The sequence below is a fragment of the Flavobacterium foetidum genome (genome assembly GCF_004634245.1).
Lineage (GTDB): Bacteria > Bacteroidota > Bacteroidia > Flavobacteriales > Flavobacteriaceae > Flavobacterium > Flavobacterium foetidum.
In genome coordinates, this window is the sequence record NZ_SJTF01000019.1 from 50,830 (window position 1) to 68,531 (window position 17,702).

The window sequence follows — 17,702 nt, forward strand, 5'->3', positions numbered from 1 at the left end:
TTTAAAGAGTAAGGTTAAAGCCAAATAGATATGTTTTTGGCAATGGTAAATTACGTGTACCAGAATTAGCTGAATAAACTTCTGGATCAATTCGATTTCCTGCAGCGCTCCAATACCAGATATTATTCATCTGGAAAGTGAATTTAGCCGAAGAAACATTGATTTTTGTAGCAAAAGTTTTTGGAAGATTGTAAGCAAGCGATACGTTTCTAAGTTTTAGATAATCTCCATCAACCACATTTGCACTTGAGTTTCTCCATTGTGAACTTATTGTTCCTGCATAATTTCTAACATTTTCAGCTAAATCTACATACAGACGTGTATTTCCGTTCGGATTAGCATCTGTATAACGATCTGTGATACCTGCAAGATTTACTGCATCTGAACTCATATCGATTGTTTCTTTACGCATTACGTTTCCGCCTGAAAAAACAAATAAGAAATTCAAGTCAAATTGTTTGTACGAAAAACGTTGTGAGAACGAACCTGAGTAAGTCGGAGTTAAACTTCCCATGTTTACAAGCGCATCAGGATTTGTAATGGTTTTGATTGAAGTCGCTATTGGATTTCCATCGGCATCAAAAGTAACTGACGGATTTCCATTTTCATCCAACACATACGGATAACCATTTGTAGTTCCGCCATATTGATAAGCATACAAACTATTGTACCTTTCGTTCTCAAAGAAATAGTCAATAGGAGAACTAGTATACACAGAAGCTGTAGATTGTGCTCTTGTTACTTTTTTAACTGTCGTTTTGTTGAATGCTAAAATCACTGTAGAACCAATACGCAAATCTCCGTTATTGTACCACTCAGATCCAACATTAAATTCGATTCCCTTATTCATTAATGCTCCAGCATTAATTTTTCTTGACAACGCACCAACAGTTGGATCCAAATCGGTTGTGGCCAATAAGTCACTGCTGTATTTACGATAAATATCGATGCTACCATTTAACTTAGCCCTAAACAAGCTATAATCTAAACCTAAATTGGTACTCTGTGTTTTTTCCCATCTCAGCATTGGGTTTGGTTGCGCTGTGATGTTTGTATATTGTAAAGACTGATACAAGTTGTCATTACGTCTAGTAGCGGTAATGTAAGGTGTAGTAGATTGATCAATGTTTCCATTTACACCATAAGTTGCTCTCAGTTTAAGTGCCGTAACCCATTTATACTGTTTCATAAACTCTTCGTTACTCACATTCCATCCTAAACCTGCTGACCACAACGGACGATTTTTATATTTAGGATCTACTCCAAACAAATCTGCTCTATCAACTCTGTAACTTCCTGTTACATTGTATTTTGATAAAAAAGTATACCCAACTGTACTAAACACAGAGAAATAACGGTGCAGTATTTCTGTTTGAGTTCGAGATAAAGCCGCTAATGTTCTGTTGTTTCCAAACATATAGCTTGGAGTACCTGTCTGACTTAAAGCAAGACTGTTGATTACCGCAGATGTAAGGGTTACTGGATCGTACCCATAGCGCAATTGCTCTATGTTTCTTGGAAGAAAAGTTTCGCGCATTTCAAAACCAGCCAATGCGTTTACCGAATGTTTCCCGCCACCAAATTCCTCATTATAATCTAATTGATTTCTAAAAGAATAGTTAGTTGACTGATTGCTTAATTGTTTGTAACGGCCACCCGTCGAGAATCCATCTACATAAGTATAGGCATTTGTTGTTGGATTATAAGCAGTTAAAGCACTAATGGCATAACGCATTTTATAGGAGTTGACATCATAGTACTGGTCTTGCTCATTTTTTCTCACCTCATATTGGAACTGGGAACTCACACTTAGCCCTCTCCATAATTTTGCACGAAGATTTCCGAAAGCTCTCATACTCAATGATTTTTGATGCGTAATACCCTCTTTGAGTGCATCTAAGACATTAAAAGTCATTGGTTTAAAGCCACTTAATGCGGCAAGTTTTTCTGCCATTGCCGGATTGATTACACCACTAGAAGTAAATCCGTCTTTGATTCCTACGAAAGGAGAAATCACCAGATTTCCGTTGTCGTCTGTTATGCGCTCATAACGTTTTTGGATATCATAATTTCCAAAATCGTTATCCGTAACATCATCATTGCTGTAGGTTCCGTTTACTCCAAATGTAGCGTTTAGCCAATCGTTAATCTGGAAACTGCTTTTTGCATATAAGTTAAATGCATTACTTTGATTGTTTACAATTCGATTTTTCGATTCATCGTAATTAAGCGACACATACGTATTTTGTCTGCTGGTACTCCCAGAAAACGAAACATTATAACGCTGTCTAAATTCGTTCTGCCAGACATTATCACGATAATCTTTAATATAATCATTCTTTCTCCATTGAGCGATTGTGCTATCGTAATCTGCAGCACTAATTTTACCATCTTCTAAATTTCTGTTCAAATGGTAAAGCGGACTGTAGTACTTAGAACTGCTGTTTCCGATATCGCCGTAACTGCTAAACATAGTTGCTGTGTTGGCAAATCTTGCTCTCTCACGATTGTAGATAGCCTGTTCAAAATCAATCAAATCGCTGGTTGAAGCATAATTCATGTCTCTTAAATTTGGCTTTGTAGAAACAAAGAAATCGGAGTTGATGCTTACTTTTAATTTACCGTTTCCTTTCTTAGTAACGATAACTATAATTCCGTTCGCAGCTCGTGAACCATAAATCGAAGCCGCAGCCGCATCTTTAAGCACGTTGATGCTTTCTACATCATACGGATTGATATCTTCTAACGCTAATTCAGATGGAAGACCGTCAATTACAATCAATGGAGCGTACCCGACATTCAGGGAAGAAAAAGTTCCCATACCACGCAATATGGGAGTGTCTGATGAAGCGCCTGTTGGATTTTTTTGAAATACCAAACCTGCTACACGCCCCTCTAATGCGCTCGGCAAATCTTTATTGATGTTTTCGTTTAAAACTTTTTCGTCAATTCTTGTAATTGCTCCAGTAGAATGGCTTCTTTCCAAAGTCTGGAAACCTGTAATTACGACCTCTTTCATTGCCGCAACCTTATCTTCAACGATAATCGTAATTGTATTTCGACCGCCTATACCAATAGATTTTGTTTCAATTGTCAATCCTGAACATTCCAAAACCCCATTTGAAGGTACATTTTCAAAAACAAAGCTGCCATCAAAATCAGTTATACTGGTTCTATTTGTACCTGATAAAGTTACAGTGACACCTGGAAAAGGCTCATTTTTATTGTTTGTAACTTTCCCGCTTACGCGGATTAGGTCGTTTCCCAAGCTTTCTGCTTTGTCTTTAGCTGAGGCTGTTACAACAATAGTCTGATTAGCCAAGTTGTATTTTAAATTCTGACCATTGAAAATTTTATTTAAGGCTTCTCTTAAAGAAGAGTTCTTAAGGTTAACTGTAACTGGCTTAGAATCTTTCAGTTGCTTTTGCGTGTACAAAACTTCGTAATTTGCTTGTTTTGCCACTTCTTTCAGCACCGTTTCCAAAGATGCGTCTTTAAAATTAATTGTAATATTTTGTGCCTTCCCCGATAAACTGCAAAACAGCATAAAAAGCAAAGCATACAAACTTAAATAAGTAGAAAAATTAGATTTCGGAATCTTTTTCTCAAGATTTTTGTAAGGTTTTTTTGGTTGTAAATTTAATTTCATACATTTACATTGGTTATAGTTAAACAATAGGTGGACAACTTATACTGGCTATAAACTTTTAAAACAACCAGAAGCATCGCAACTGCTTCTGGTTTTTTAGTTTATAGTCTCAGTATATTCGGGTAAACTTAAAATTTAGGGATATACAATGACCGTTTTTCCTTCGACTTTAAATTTGATATTACTAAACTCAAGTACTTTTAATACTTCAGATAAATTTTTATTTCTAAACGTACCGCCGCTAAAACGAACATCAGAGACATCGCCGCGGTATTCTACTTTAATTCCGTACCAGCGTTCCAGCTGTCGCATTACATTTTTAAGATCGGCATTGTCAAATTTGAAACGGCCATTTTTCCAGGCAACCGCTTCTTCTGTATCTACTTCCCTAACTTTAATTTTAGAGAAACTCTCCGACACATCAGACTGCTGCCCTGGTTTTAAAATCGCTTTCTGATTTTTAGAAGTAACCGCTACGCTTCCTTCAAGCAAAGTAGTCTTAACAACTGATTCATTAGCATAAGAATGAACATTAAAATGTGTTCCTAATACTTCAATAGATTGGTTGTCGGATTTTACGATAAAAGGTTTGTTTTTGTTTTTGGCAACTTCGAAATAAGCCTCTCCTTCGAGTTCTACAACTCTTTTATCTCCGTTAAACTGTGTAGGATATTTTAAAGAAGAAACTGCGTTTAGATAAACTTTGGTTCCATCTGCCAAAACAATATTGTACTGTCCTCCCGTTGGAGTCGAAAGTGTATTAAACGAATTCTCATCTGAATTTCCAGCTGCGTTCGGATTAACAACATAAGATATCGTTCCGTCTGCGTTCATTGTAATAGTCACTTCCTGCTTTTCGCCTTCCGCAGCAATAGTATCTTGTACCGAGACATCATCCAAAACAATCTGTTTTCCATTAGAAAGCGTCAAAATGCCGCGATTTCCTCCTGGAGCAATTTCTTTTGTTCTTTCGACAACCTGAACAGCTTTTTCTTCTGATTCAGTAAAATAAAAGAAGCCCGTTCCCAGCAATATTGCAACGGAAGCAGCGACTGCAACACGAGGCCATAACCTAACGGTCTTCGCCTCCTGCTTTATCGGTAATTTAGATTTCAAATGTTCATAGCTGTCTTCAAGCTCATATTCATTAAGATGGAGCGTACTGTTTCTAGCCTGCTGCAAATACCACGCATCCAATTTATCCTTTTCTTCATCAGTTAGGATTCCTTCGCGGAATTTTTGCAGCAATGATTTGATTTCAGTTTCATTCATAATTATAATACGAAATTTTGTCCTGTTTTTAAGTAAGACAGTTATAAAAGGCTTTTGTCATAGACAAACACCAAAAAAAATTAAAAAAATATTATTATATCATTAATAAATCTAAAGGAATGTTATTTTCTATTTACTAATGAGAGAGTTAAGAGAAGAATCTATCGTAAAAATTAACAAAAACTTTTACAATAATTTACCAAATGAAAACATGTGCCAGAAATTTGAGTTTTTCTCGCAGTATTTTAAGTGAATTGTAAACCTGTTGTTTTGCGGTTTTGTCTGTAATATTTAGTTGAAGTGCGATTTCATCATACGAAAGCTCCTCTACTTTTCTAAGTAAAAAAACTTCACGCATTTTTGAAGGAAGTAGTTCAATCTCTCTTTTAATAATTGATTCCAATTCTTTTTCTCTTAGTTTAGAATCTGCAAAAACATAATCGTTTTCAATAAAGTCTGAAATTGAATCTGCATATCGCGAAACCACTTTTTCGTGTGCGATATGATTGAGGATTCTATTTTTTACTGCTTTGTATAAATAAGAGGAAAGTGATCCGGTAATATTTAAATCAGCTCTCCTGTTCCAGACCGCCAAAAAAACTTCTTGCACAACATCATTTGCTTCGTCCTGATTTCCTAAAATTTTATACGCATGATTGACAAGAATCCTAGAATATCTCTCAAAAATTTCGGTGTACGCCAACTGATCATCTTCCTTAAGAAAATTTAACAAGATATCATCAGCATATTTACTATAAACAGACATTAATTCGTACAAGTCAGGATCTAAAAAAGCAATATTACGCATTTTTTGCAATAAAAACCAAACTATCATTGCAGGTTCAATAGCAAAACGATGAATTTAATAAGATTAATTCATCGTTTTACATCATACTAAAAAATATTCTCAGCTATTGGTTCGGCTAGACAAAAAACTAATAACTGCTTAAAAAAACTTCATTAACCCGTTGGGTGAAATAGAATAAAATAGCTTTTTCAAGAGTTAAAATCTAATTAGATGGGCTAAAATCCTTTAAAATCAATGTGAAATCCTTTACTTATAATTTTTTCACGCAGATTCAAAAAGAATAAAGCAGACTTAAACAGATTTATTTCTCAGCTGATTTTCATAGAATTGTAAAAAATAATTTTAACCACTGGGTATCACTATTTAAACTGTTTCTATATTTAAACATCAGTGATTTAAACAAATCTTTAAAACGAAATAGAGAAAATTTGCGTCAAAAATAATAAACGGATTAAATGCTCTATGAAATTATTTTTTCTGGATACTTTGCAATACACGAATGCCGTGTTCATTTTTCGGATTGAGTTCGACTGACTTTTGATACATCTCCACGGCTTTTTTCTCATCGCCCGTCTTCAGAAGAATTTCTCCATAACTGTCGTAAGCATTCCAGCTGTGAGGAAAAAGATGTACATTAAGTTTGAAAATCTCCAGCGCTTCCTGATTCTGTTCTTTTGCTGCCAATCGATATGCCCATTCATTAAGCTCAAATTCATCTGAAACAAAGTACGGGTTGCTCTTCTTTTCTTTTTCTGTAAAGCTTATTGCCTTATCAAAACCTATTTCTCTAAGAGTGGTACGCAGCAAGGTCACAGGATCCGACTTAATAATATCGCTATTGTAAATTCCGGCTAATTCTTCTAAAAAATCTTCTGGATAACTGCCTCCCAAATTGGTCAATACTATTACCGATAAATCATCGTCAGGATAGATTAAAAATGCGGATCTTCCGCCTCCTGACATTCCTACTGCTCTATGTTTGGGACGAAATTTATTCATCCCCCATCCTAAAGCCCAAGGGGTTTGTTTCCCGTTATTGAACTTTGAAGGCTGCCACATCATTTCCAAGGAAGCCTTAGACAGCAATTTTCCAGAGGTAAGCGCAATAACCCATTTGGCTAAATCTTCGGAAGTAGAGTTTAAACCCGAAGAGGTTCTTCTAAAATAAGGAAATTCAAAGTAATTATTAATTAGTTTTGGTTCCGATAAAGAATTTCCGTCCAGTGCTGTTCTCCAAAAATAAGTCGGTGCCATATGCGGAATTACATCTCTCGAATCTCCGAAAACCGTGTGTTTCATATCTGCTGTATCAAACTGCTCCTCGAATTTTTCGACAAACTTTTTCCCAGAATATATTTCTATAATTTTTCCGAGCAAATCACCATTCGTTTGATTGTAGCTGAAGCGTTCTCCTGGCGTAAAATTCATTGGTAGCGTAATCAATTTTTCCCAGACAGCTTTTTCATTTTTATATGTTCCAAAACCGCCAGTTTCTGGATCCATTAATTGCAATACATCCGGAAGTCCAGAAGTATGTGTCAACAATTGTTTTATTGTTACTTTTGACCAACTTTCTGGCAGTATATCTAAGTAGTTAGAAACAGGTGCCGCAATATCTATTTTTCCTGCTTCTGCCAATTGTATTATCGCTGTTCCTGTAAAAACTTTGGTTATAGAATTGATGGCAAAAACAGAATTAGTCTGAACCGGAATATTATCCTGAACATAGGCAATACCATAACTTTTGTTTACTATTATTTTTCCGTTTTGAACAATCGCTACCTGTAATCCTGGTATTTTCCGTTCTTTCATTTCGCGATTGACAACAACATCTACCTGATTTTCTGTTGTTTGAGAATGAATCGACAAACAATAAAAAACTGTTAAAGCAGTCGTGAAAAATGTTTTTTCAATAATTTGTACTAGTGAAAGTTTTACCATTTTAGCGATTTTAGATTATGAACATATCTAAAGACTGCTTTTGTTTTTAAATGTTTCAGTTTTTATGAAATATTTGAAAAATTTAATATAACCCAATGTACATAAGAATATTGGTAAATAATCCACCACGAGGCGGTCTTTAGAAAATAGAAAATAGAGAATGGAGTATGAACTCTAAAAATCTCTAGTCATTTCTATATTTGGAGAAGATGATTTTAGCAATGATACGTTTAGAGAAGATTGCTATTTTACTAAGAATTGAGTACTAGAAGGAGAGAAAATATAGTCCAAATTTTGAAGTAAATGATAAATTAGAGTACGGTCTTTAATCTATTCCAACAGATTACATCAAGCGAAAAGCAGAAAAAGACGGTATGTAAGAAAACCAGTCGAATTTAATCACGGTGTCAATAAAATATTTTATTTCGTTATAGGTAGCAGGTTTAACTACATAAAATGATGCTCCTAAATCGAAGGCTTTTTGTACTGCATTTGGATCACTTGAAGTAGAAAGGATGATAACCGGAAGTTTTTTATGACAGCTTTCCTCGCTTCTTATCATTTCCAGACATTGCATTCCATTACGACGAGGCATATTTATGTCTAAAAAAATAATATCCGGTTTTAGAGTGTCTGAATTATTCAGAAGATCCATCAGAAAGATTCCGTCTTCAGCTTCAGTTAATATAGCGTTCGGATCTACCTGAGATAAGGCTTCGGCAAAAAGAGCACGGTCATCCATATCGTCATCTGCCAAATAAATTCTACGCTGTGTGCTATTGGTTACTATACTCATCACTCATTGTTTTTTTGTCAACAAAACCATAAGACACGTTTAGAAAATCTGCAGATTCATGATATCATGACTCCGTAAATCTATAAAATATGAATTACACCCATGAAAACGGTTAATTTTGTAAAGATAGTGTTTTTAATCTTACAAACCGAAATATTAAAGAAAAAACACACAAATACCTTTGAAATGTTAAATATTATTCAATAAAAATGAACTTAATCCTAAAAATGTGAAAATGTTTATTTGCTAGACTGCATCTCGTATGTTCTCTGGGAAGATGTAAACAAAACTTGGTGATTCAGATTGCAGATTTAAAAGTGCGTTTTTCAATCTGTCGCCAAGGTTCGTGCAGACGGTTCCAAGTAAATCTTTTAGAGATTGAAAATCACAGGGTTTTACAAAATACCCCGCTGCTCCTAACGTTTCGGCATCGTCAATACCTGCTTTTCGAGAAGAGGTTGCAATCATAATTACCGGCACTTCTTTGCACCGATTGTCTTTTTTAAGCAATTCGAGAAATTCCCAACCATTCATAACCGGCATACCTGCATCAAGCAAAATCAATGAAGGCAGTTCTATTGTATTAAGGAGTTTTAATGCTTCTTTTCCTCCGGGTGCACAAAGACAGTTTACACTTTCATCTGCATCTCTGAAAATATTGGTGAAAATTTCTGTATCATCCAGATCATCATCAATCAATAAAATTACTTTTTCTTTCATTTCTAAATGTTAAATGGAGCTGTATTGGAATTTTGAACTGAGGAACTGTTCACTTAATCAAGTACCAAATTAAGAAATGATAGGATAAATCCCAAATAAATAAACGATTCATTTAAAATTGGTCTTACCAAAAAACCTCAACATATTAAAAAACAAGACCCTATCCAAAATAAAAAAAGCCGAAGAATAAATTCCATCGGCTTCTAAACTCTTTATAATTATTGACGAATTAGAAATCTTCGTATTCCTTTATTTAGTTAAAAATAACATCGTGAGTCTTTTCTATACGTTCTGTGGAAGATTTTTTCTTTGCTGTAAAATTTTTGGCTTCTACACGTTTTATATCACCTTCGTATTGCATACTAAAAACGACATCGCTTTGTGTAGAGACAAGTACACCATCTTTATAAACGCTTGCAATGCCCTTTCCTGTAAAACTTACTTTGTAGACAGTACTGTTTTCAACGACTTTAAAGCTGCCGCTTGTTGGTTTTATACTAACACCGTCGTTTAGTGAGAGACCTCCTTTGGCAGCATTGATATTCTTGCCAAGCAATGATTGCCCCCATTTTGTATAGGTATAGGCCCAAGATTCGGAATAACCACCAAGATTGTAGTCTCCTTTAGCCAGATTGTTCTGCATAGAAGAAAACAACTCAAAATAAACGACGGCACCATCTTCATTTCCTGAAATTGATTTCGACTTTAATGACAAATCAATATTATAAGCATTGCCTCGAACGCCATAATTCTCAAGAAATCCTTGGGTCAATTCTACTGTCTGGTCTCCGATTTTTAAATAACCGTGATTTGCATTGGCATCTTTATTACTTTCATCATCTCTTGAACAAGACCATAATAAACCAATGAAAATCAGCATTAATAATTTCATACTATTATTCATATCTATAATAATTTTATTGTGTTGACTAAAAAATCTGCTAAACGCAGGGATGAAAATGAAACTTTCATCCCTTGATTCTAAACTTATTTGACTATAATTCTAGCTGATAATCCTGTTTTCAGGCTTTTAATAAAATAACTGCCTGATGCTAAGTCAGAAGTAGAAATCTCCGTTTCTAATCCATAAATATCAATTTGTTTGATCATCATTCCGTTCATGCTAAAAATTGCAACACGATCATAATCGACATTTGACTTTAAAGTTACTTTTCCAGAACTGATAGTCGGAAAAGCATAAAACTCTCCCAGTTTTTTCCATCGTCCGTAAACCGTTATATTTTCCTTTTGAGTAGCACTGAAACCAGTTACTTCTTTACCGTATAGAGCATCAGCATACCATCCTAAAAATCGGTAACCAATAGCTTGTGCTTCTTCTAAAACAAAAGCTGTTCCGGTCTGTGCACTTGTTTTATTTGGATTAACTGCTCCAGATGGCAGATTCAAATAAGCAATACTATAGAATGTCGGCGGAATTACCTCATCTTTTTTGTTATTCCCGTCAACTCCCCAAAAGGCATAAAAGGTTTGATTACCTGTTGCTGTAATTGCAATTTCTTTAATCGAATTTGGTGTTGTTGCAGAAAATGACCATCCGAAGAAAGTATAATCCTTTAAAGTTGGAATAGGCAAAGTCAATGCAGTTCCTTCCGTATATTCAATAGGAGTTAATCCAGAGATAGCTTTACCATCGATTGAATTCATATAGGTAACTCCCGATTTTACAATAGGTTTCGGGTCAGGTTTATTGTTTCCTCCTTCGCCCCAAAACGCATAAAACGTTTGATTTCCTGTTGCTGTTGTCGGAATGGTTTTAAGTAATCCAGGAGTAGCTGCAGAAGCCGACCATCCAAAGAAAGTATAGCCTTCTAATTTTGGTGTTGGTAAATTGGTTACAGCTCCTTCCATAAATTCAGTTGGAGAAAGTGTGATAGCTTTTCCGTCTATCGAATTCACATAATTTATTAGTGAAAACTTAGCATCTGCTTTTAGCCATCTTGGGTCTCCAATTATCCCTCCTTCTAGTGAAGCTTTCGCTAAAGGAGAATTTTTAGAGAAGCTAAAATCTCCCGAAACAGGATTTGGAAATGACAGTGATAACAATCCTAAATTATTAATTGTTTTAATATTAGTTTCAGTAACCGTAACTGTTCCTTTAACTGATTGGGAAGTTACTCCAACCAAAAGATTATTATCAAATACCGCTTTTCCTGCACCGCTGGTATGATTAGAATTGAACATTACAATCGGTTTTGGATTTTCACGTTCGTCCTGCATGATATTGTTTTTAAAGGTATAAGTCGAAGTGTTGCTGTATTGATTACTGATAAACACAAAACCATCCTGAGTTCCTGAATTATGAATGGTATTGTTTTCAATCGCAACAATTAAGCTTTCATTGACCGCATCTTTTTTCTGAAGCATTATAAAACTATTTCCTTTTTTGTAATTAAAAACTGTTGAATTTTTAATTGAAATCGTATTTACAATATGAGAATCCAGCTGAATAAAATTGGCGCTTTCAGAAGCTGTTCCGTCAACAACACAGTTTTCCAAAACTATTTTAGAAATTGGATTATCGCTTGCTCCTTCTGTGACCAATAAACTTTGTTTAATCCCTTTAATCGATGCATTTTTGATTTCAAAAACATTCAATCCAGAACCATTTTTAAATTGTAAAAGATTAGAATGTGTATTGGTTAAATCAAAATCAACTCCCGTAAAACTCATACTTCCTGAAAAGATTTCGGCTTTATCAGATGAAAAAGCACCTGCAAACACTGGTTTTGCATTTTCGTCAGGAACAAAAGTGTATTTATGATTTTTAACCGCAAGCGCTGTGCTTGTCGTATAAGTTCCGCTTGCCATTATAAACTTTGAACCGTCTTCTGCAGCGTTGTATTTCTCCACAAAATTCTGCGGATTTACATACACATCCAAACTTCCGTTTTGAACCGCTGTAATGTGATTGACTAAACTGTTGATATAAACTTCAATATTTGTATAAACTCCGTCAACTGTTTTTAAGTTTCCGTCGGCTGCACTTGCTGGATTTAAACCTTTTTCAGTTTCCCACGCGTCAGGCATACCGTCTCCATCTGTATCTACAGGAGCTGTACCAGTAGGCAGAACTGGCCATCCACCAGTTGCCGATGGTGTATCGATATAACCGTTTGTACTTCCGTTACCTCCGTTCATTATACTTGCTGTACCGGAGCGAGTATCATCTACTGCTCTTTTGTCAACTGCATCTCTAAAAAGATTTGCTCCTGCATTATCAAGAACCAATTGATATGCTTTTGTAGCACTATGCGTTGTTATCTCACCTGATGCGTGAGGCGTACTTAATTTTAATGCGGCTTTATCGGCATCGCTCACAGGAAGCTGACTACCATGAAACTGACTGTAAACGCCATATGTCCAGTTATCTTGAGTAGCTCTTTCAGAACCTACAACGTAATTTCCATCCACAAAATATTTACCCCAGATGCCGTATAAAGGCGAAGTCGTATCTAAACTTCTTCCTGTAGATAAAATACGTTCTTTGGTAGAATTCGAAGTTCCTGGGCCAGGTTTCCAATAATTGTTTACCAAGTTTACATTCATGGCATCTCCACCGTAACAGCTGTTTCCGCCCCAGTTATAAATTACGTTATTACGAATGTCAACTAAATCGGTTTTAGCGAAAATATCATTGGCATATTCTCCTAACCTTGGATTTCTACTGTCATGATGCGCTAACAAATTATGATGGAACGAAGCATTTTTACCTCCCCAAACACCTCCGTAACCGTGCGCTCCTTTGGCATGAACAGAGTTTCGTAGACTTTCAGAAATGATACACCACTGCATGGTAAAGTTTTCATTTTGGTAGAAAGAAACACATTCGTCAGTTGACCAGCTCATCGAACAGTGGTCTACAATAATATTCTTTTGAAAACGACCACCTAAAGCATCATTTTCGACATCATAAGTGTCTCCCATTCTAAAACGTAAATAACGCAGGATAATATTATTTCCTCTTACCTTAACATTGTAATCTTTCAAAGTAATTCCACCACCCGGAGCTGTTTGTCCTGCAATGGTAATATTATCCGTAATATTCAATTCGCTTTTCAGTTCGATATTTCCAGATACTTTAAAAACCACAATTCTTGGCCCAGCCTGATTAATGGCCTCACGAAGAGAACCTGCTCCGGAATCATTCAGATTCGTTACATAAATTACTTTTCCGCCGCGACCTCCAGTTACATATTTACCATAACCTTCTGCTCCCGGAAATGCTGGAATTGTTTCAGTACCTCCGCCAGTCGCTTCTTTCTTAACTTCGATTTTTCCTTCGCCTGTAAAAAATTCCGGATTTGTTGTTTTATCGTAAGTTCCTTCTTTAAATTCTACTCCGTTAATCGTCAGTTTTTGAACATTCAAAACGGTATTTAAAGATGCTTTTCCGTTTTCTGTTATAATCAAATTTAAATTAGAACCAGCCGCTCGTTCATGGCTGAAAACAATATAATTGTCCTGACCAATTTTTATCGTTCCTGAACCAAAAGCATTTGCCGAAGCTCCCTCAATTACAGTTGGATAATTTAAGGCTGGAAATTTGATGCTTTTTTGCGTCACGTCCCAAGTTCCGATAAACTCGCTGTTATCTCCTTTCAACAATAAAGTTCCTGTATTCGCATTCACTCCCTGACCTGTATTTAGTGGAGAAACAATTCCATTTCCTGAAATAGGTCCGCTTAAAGTCATTATCGTTTGATTAGCAATACCTGAAATCATTTCAAATTTGACATTCCCTGAAATAATCATTGGTGCTTCTAAAGTCATTCCTGCTCCACTGGTATTGTAATACACACGCGTTCCGTCTTTGAAAGTTAGATTTCCAGTTGATTTATGCGCTCCTCTTAAACGTAGTGTACCTGCGCCGGAGAAAGTCATATCGGCTGGAAAGACAGTTGCTGTGGTTTCAATTTCTTTCGTACACGAAACGGTTTTACCTGCAACAGGCATTTCTGCAGGATTAAAATTTCCAGCGTTATCCCAATTTTTATTTACAGCGGCTGTAAAATCATAATCGAAATTAGTTGGAGGTGTTACCTCATCTGGTTTATTATTTCCAGCGGTTCCCCAGTAAGCATATACAGTCTGATTTCCTGTTGTTGTCGCAGCAATTTCTTTAAGTGTATTTGGGACTGTTGCAGAATCTGACCATCCGTAAAAAGTATAACCATTTAAAGTTGGTACTGGTAAAGTCAAAGCTGTTCCTTCTGTGTATTCAACAGGAGTTAAACCAGCAATTGATGTTCCGTCAATTGAATTTAAATACGTAATAGAAGATTTTATTACACCGCCAATCGTCATACTTATACTGCTTACATCGCTCAATCCGCCGTATTCATTGGCCGATTGAATTGTGTAATTATAAGTTCCTGATTTTGTATCGGTATCGGCATAAAGGGCATCTGTTGTAATAGCTACGATTTTGCCTTCTTTACTGATTACATAACACATCGCATACTTATTTTCATCCCATTTTAAAGTATTCTTTTCTGAAACCACAAGATTAGAAGGTTTTGCAACTTGCTCTACAATGGTTCTAGGGTCCCATTTGTCTGTACCACTCAATACATTTTCTATCGTAAATTCATCTGCCTGAGCTTTGGTTAAAACCGGATTGTAATTTCCTGTTTTTGCTACACCATCCACAGTAAATGTTTTAGTTCTGTTATCGGTATTAACTGCAATTCCATTTCCGTTTACACTGTTGTATTCTGCAAAAAGTGCCGGCAACGTTCCCATACTTGCCCAACCCAATACATTTGGTTCGTTAATCATTTTGGTATTCAGATAAACCGCTCTAGGCGAATTCTGCCACGGACGGCCTAAATAATAACTCGTGGTTGCTGTAATGGTATTGTTATTGAAAATATAACCATATTGAGTTGCGGCGTCATGATTTGGTGCTACGATATAACCCGAAGCAACCGAAACCAATTTACATTCTTCAAACCAATGTGTTCCACCTCCGCAGATAAAATCCACATCGCCTTCAATGGTCGATTTATAATAGAAACTTCTTTTTCCACCTGTAACCTGAGTGTCTTGTTTACTTCTTAAACGAACTCCGTTATAAACATTTCGGTCTCCTGCCGGATTTAATGCCGGTCTTTGTCCCGAAGTTGTGATTCCGTCTTTGTGTTCAATGGTTACGTTTTCCATGTATAAATCATTGGCTTCAATAGAAAGAACGGCATTTTTGATTCCCCAACCCGGATTTCCCTGCAAAATTACCTTATCCTTAGATTGCGCAATTAAGGAAACATTGTTTTTACCTGACGGAAGTTTCAAAATAATGTCCTGCGGATTTGTTCCGTCTCCGCCCAGATTATAAGTTCCGTTTGTAATCAGCACTAGAAATCTTGAAGCCGAATTATTTGGTGCCAAATTAAATGCCTCTGCTATCGTTTTGACATATTTTTTTGAAGCAATCTGTTCGTCTGTTGCATTGGCATCTACAATCAAATCAAAATTACGTTTAACAGGAACCGGTTTTTCCATTGTTTTGAAGGAAAGACTTAAAGCCGGCCCATCATTTCCAGAAAGGTCTTTTATAAATCCTGCTGGTATTGTAAAAGTATATTGTTTGTTATACTCTAATCCGAAATAACTGAATTTTACCGTTTTATTGATAAACTCCGCATTGAGGTTTTTTCCGTTTAAAACAGCTTGCCCAGCGCCAAACTGAACTTGTTCGTTATAATTTAAAATAATGTTTCCATTCGCTCCAACCGAACTAGCCAATTCAGCAGGGAATGAAGATTCTAAAACTGGCGCATTGGTATCCACCACCAAAACCTCATCGGCTTTAATCATTAAATTAGATAAAATAGTAGCAGTAACATCTGTAGCCGAACCATGTTTTGTTCCGTTTATGTTTGGAAACCATCTCAAATAGATTTTTTCTTTTCCTTCTGCTTCAGCAGGAAGTATTCCGCCAATAGAAGTAATTGTATTGGTATTTATTGTTGTTAAAGCCGAAACATTCACAAAATTTACTCCGTCTAATGAATATTGGAAAGTCCATTCGTCAGCACCATAATAATAACCTAGTAATCCCGATGCAACGTTTATGTTTTTATATCCTACTGTCGAAAGTGTCGTCATAAAATAATAGAAATTCCCCCTTTCGGTATTCCAGACACAAAAGCCGTTTTTTCCGCCTCTGTTCTGCAATCTTACGTTTGGAGCCAAGACATTATCGGCGACATTATACGCCATTAACTGAGGTCGGTTTTCTATTTTAGAATATAATTCCGCTACACGTGGATTTGCGTATTGATCCGTTTTGAATGTCCATCCTGCAATAAAAGTCTGATTGGCAAAAGTTGCCGTAACCGTTTGGTTTTGATTCATCACTACTGAAGTGCTCAATGAAGTAGAACCATCTGACCAATTGCTGAACTTCACAATATCATTTTCAACTGCCGTTATCGTAACATTTGTACCGTTTTCATAAACCGAAAAAGCACCGTCTTTACCTGCAGGAGCAATGGTATAATCTCCAAGGCCAAAAGCTCCGTTTGTATTTACATTGAGAGTATAAGTTGCAACAGCATCGTACTGCGCAATTAAAGTCGCATCAGCATTTATGGTATAAGTCAACGGATTTTCGGTTGAAACTACAGCGCCTTTATCATCTACCCATTGCTTGAAGTTATAACCGAAGTTCTTATTCGCTGTCAGTTTAATTTCACTTCCTTTTACAAAAGTAGTTCCTGCAGGATTCAGCGTAATCGTTCCTGCTGCTACTGGATTAACACTGGTCGTCAGCTTGTGTGTTACAGCATTTGGATTATCTGTAACTTTTTCGAAATAATCGAGATTGAATAAATATCCAGTGTTGGTTGGATGTTTAAAAAGGAACACCAAATCATAAGTTCCTGTCGTAGGCTGAATTGCTACCGAAAACTTCTTATAATCTGTAAAACTGGTGCTTCCTGAAACGGTTGCCGTTCCAATTAAGGTTCCTGTCTCCGATCCTAATCTCAATTCGATAGTTCCGCCTGTTGCTCCCGCTGCAGCGATATCAAAACGGGTTACAAATTCAGTAAAATTGACCGAATTAAATTTAATCCAGGTATTGTTTTTAATATAACCCACGTTTCCTCCTCCCGAAAGAGAAGCATTGGTTTCTTTTCTTGCTCCTGAAGCCTGATTAAAGGTTTCGGCTTCAATTCTCTCAATTGTCTGAGAGAACCCCATTACTGTAAACAGTATGAGGAAAAGGTGAATAAATTGTTTTTTCATTTGGTTTAAAGTTGGTTTTAGTTAGTAAATAGTTGTCAAAAGGACTTTTTATCTTCACATCCTTTTGACGGTTTTATAAAATTTTAAATTTTTAACTGTAAATTTTTTCTACCATTAAGATATTAAGAGCATTAAGCTAAGTATTCTAAAAGAGCAAAGCTTAATTTTCTTTTCACCATTAAGAGATTAAGTCAGTTAAGGTTTAACGCAAAGCTTAGCTTAATGCTCTTAATGTCTTAATGGTA

The 17,702-nt window shown here is 36.0% G+C and carries 8 protein-coding genes; all 8 read right to left on the reverse strand.

All coding sequences use genetic code 11. The features are described from left to right. Nucleotide 1: 1 nt before the first annotated feature. Nucleotides 2-3,649: a SusC/RagA family TonB-linked outer membrane protein gene (locus E0W73_RS19870; RefSeq protein WP_135223788.1), complete on the reverse strand. Its 3,648-nt coding sequence runs from the start codon at nucleotides 3,647-3,649 to the stop codon at nucleotides 2-4. Between the two features lie 135 nt (nucleotides 3,650-3,784). Next, nucleotides 3,785-4,921 carry a FecR family protein gene (locus tag E0W73_RS19875; protein WP_135223789.1) on the reverse strand — a complete coding sequence of 379 codons (1,137 nt, stop codon included), beginning with the start codon at nucleotides 4,919-4,921 and terminating at the stop codon, nucleotides 3,785-3,787. A gap of 196 nt (nucleotides 4,922-5,117) precedes the next feature. After that, nucleotides 5,118-5,729, reverse strand: coding sequence for an RNA polymerase sigma factor (locus E0W73_RS19880; protein ID WP_244248521.1), 612 nt, complete (start codon nucleotides 5,727-5,729; stop codon nucleotides 5,118-5,120). Between the two features lie 468 nt (nucleotides 5,730-6,197). Continuing rightward, nucleotides 6,198-7,670: a serine hydrolase gene (locus E0W73_RS19885; protein WP_135223790.1), complete on the reverse strand. Its 1,473-nt coding sequence runs from the start codon at nucleotides 7,668-7,670 to the stop codon at nucleotides 6,198-6,200. Between the two features lie 343 nt (nucleotides 7,671-8,013). Continuing rightward, nucleotides 8,014-8,466 carry a response regulator gene (locus tag E0W73_RS19890; RefSeq protein ID WP_135223791.1) on the reverse strand — a complete coding sequence of 151 codons (453 nt, stop codon included), beginning with the start codon at nucleotides 8,464-8,466 and terminating at the stop codon, nucleotides 8,014-8,016. 246 nt (nucleotides 8,467-8,712) lie between these two features. Next, nucleotides 8,713-9,186 (reverse strand): response regulator, encoded by a 474-nt coding sequence (locus E0W73_RS19895; RefSeq protein ID WP_135223792.1) that lies wholly within the window; start codon nucleotides 9,184-9,186, stop codon nucleotides 8,713-8,715. Between the two features lie 253 nt (nucleotides 9,187-9,439). Beyond that, complete coding sequence (locus E0W73_RS19900) at nucleotides 9,440-10,090, reverse strand: hypothetical protein (RefSeq protein WP_135223793.1); 651 nt, start codon at nucleotides 10,088-10,090, stop codon at nucleotides 9,440-9,442. Between the two features lie 83 nt (nucleotides 10,091-10,173). Then, nucleotides 10,174-17,457, reverse strand: coding sequence for a pectinesterase family protein (locus E0W73_RS19905; RefSeq protein WP_135223794.1), 7,284 nt, complete (start codon nucleotides 17,455-17,457; stop codon nucleotides 10,174-10,176). Nucleotides 17,458-17,702 lie beyond the last annotated feature (245 nt).

What these genes read in the sequence shown, in the direction of transcription:
- E0W73_RS19870 (WP_135223788.1), bottom strand. Translation starts at nt 3,649, where the DNA reads ATGAAATTAAATTTACAACCAAAAAAACCTTACAAAAATCTTGAGAAA.
- E0W73_RS19875 (WP_135223789.1), bottom strand. Translation starts at nt 4,921, where the DNA reads ATGAATGAAACTGAAATCAAATCATTGCTGCAAAAATTCCGCGAAGGA.
- E0W73_RS19880 (WP_244248521.1), bottom strand. Translation starts at nt 5,729, where the DNA reads ATGCGTAATATTGCTTTTTTAGATCCTGACTTGTACGAATTAATGTCT.
- E0W73_RS19885 (WP_135223790.1), bottom strand. Translation starts at nt 7,670, where the DNA reads ATGGTAAAACTTTCACTAGTACAAATTATTGAAAAAACATTTTTCACG.
- E0W73_RS19890 (WP_135223791.1), bottom strand. Translation starts at nt 8,466, where the DNA reads ATGAGTATAGTAACCAATAGCACACAGCGTAGAATTTATTTGGCAGAT.
- E0W73_RS19895 (WP_135223792.1), bottom strand. Translation starts at nt 9,186, where the DNA reads ATGAAAGAAAAAGTAATTTTATTGATTGATGATGATCTGGATGATACA.
- E0W73_RS19900 (WP_135223793.1), bottom strand. Translation starts at nt 10,090, where the DNA reads ATGAATAATAGTATGAAATTATTAATGCTGATTTTCATTGGTTTATTA.
- E0W73_RS19905 (WP_135223794.1), bottom strand. Translation starts at nt 17,457, where the DNA reads ATGAAAAAACAATTTATTCACCTTTTCCTCATACTGTTTACAGTAATG.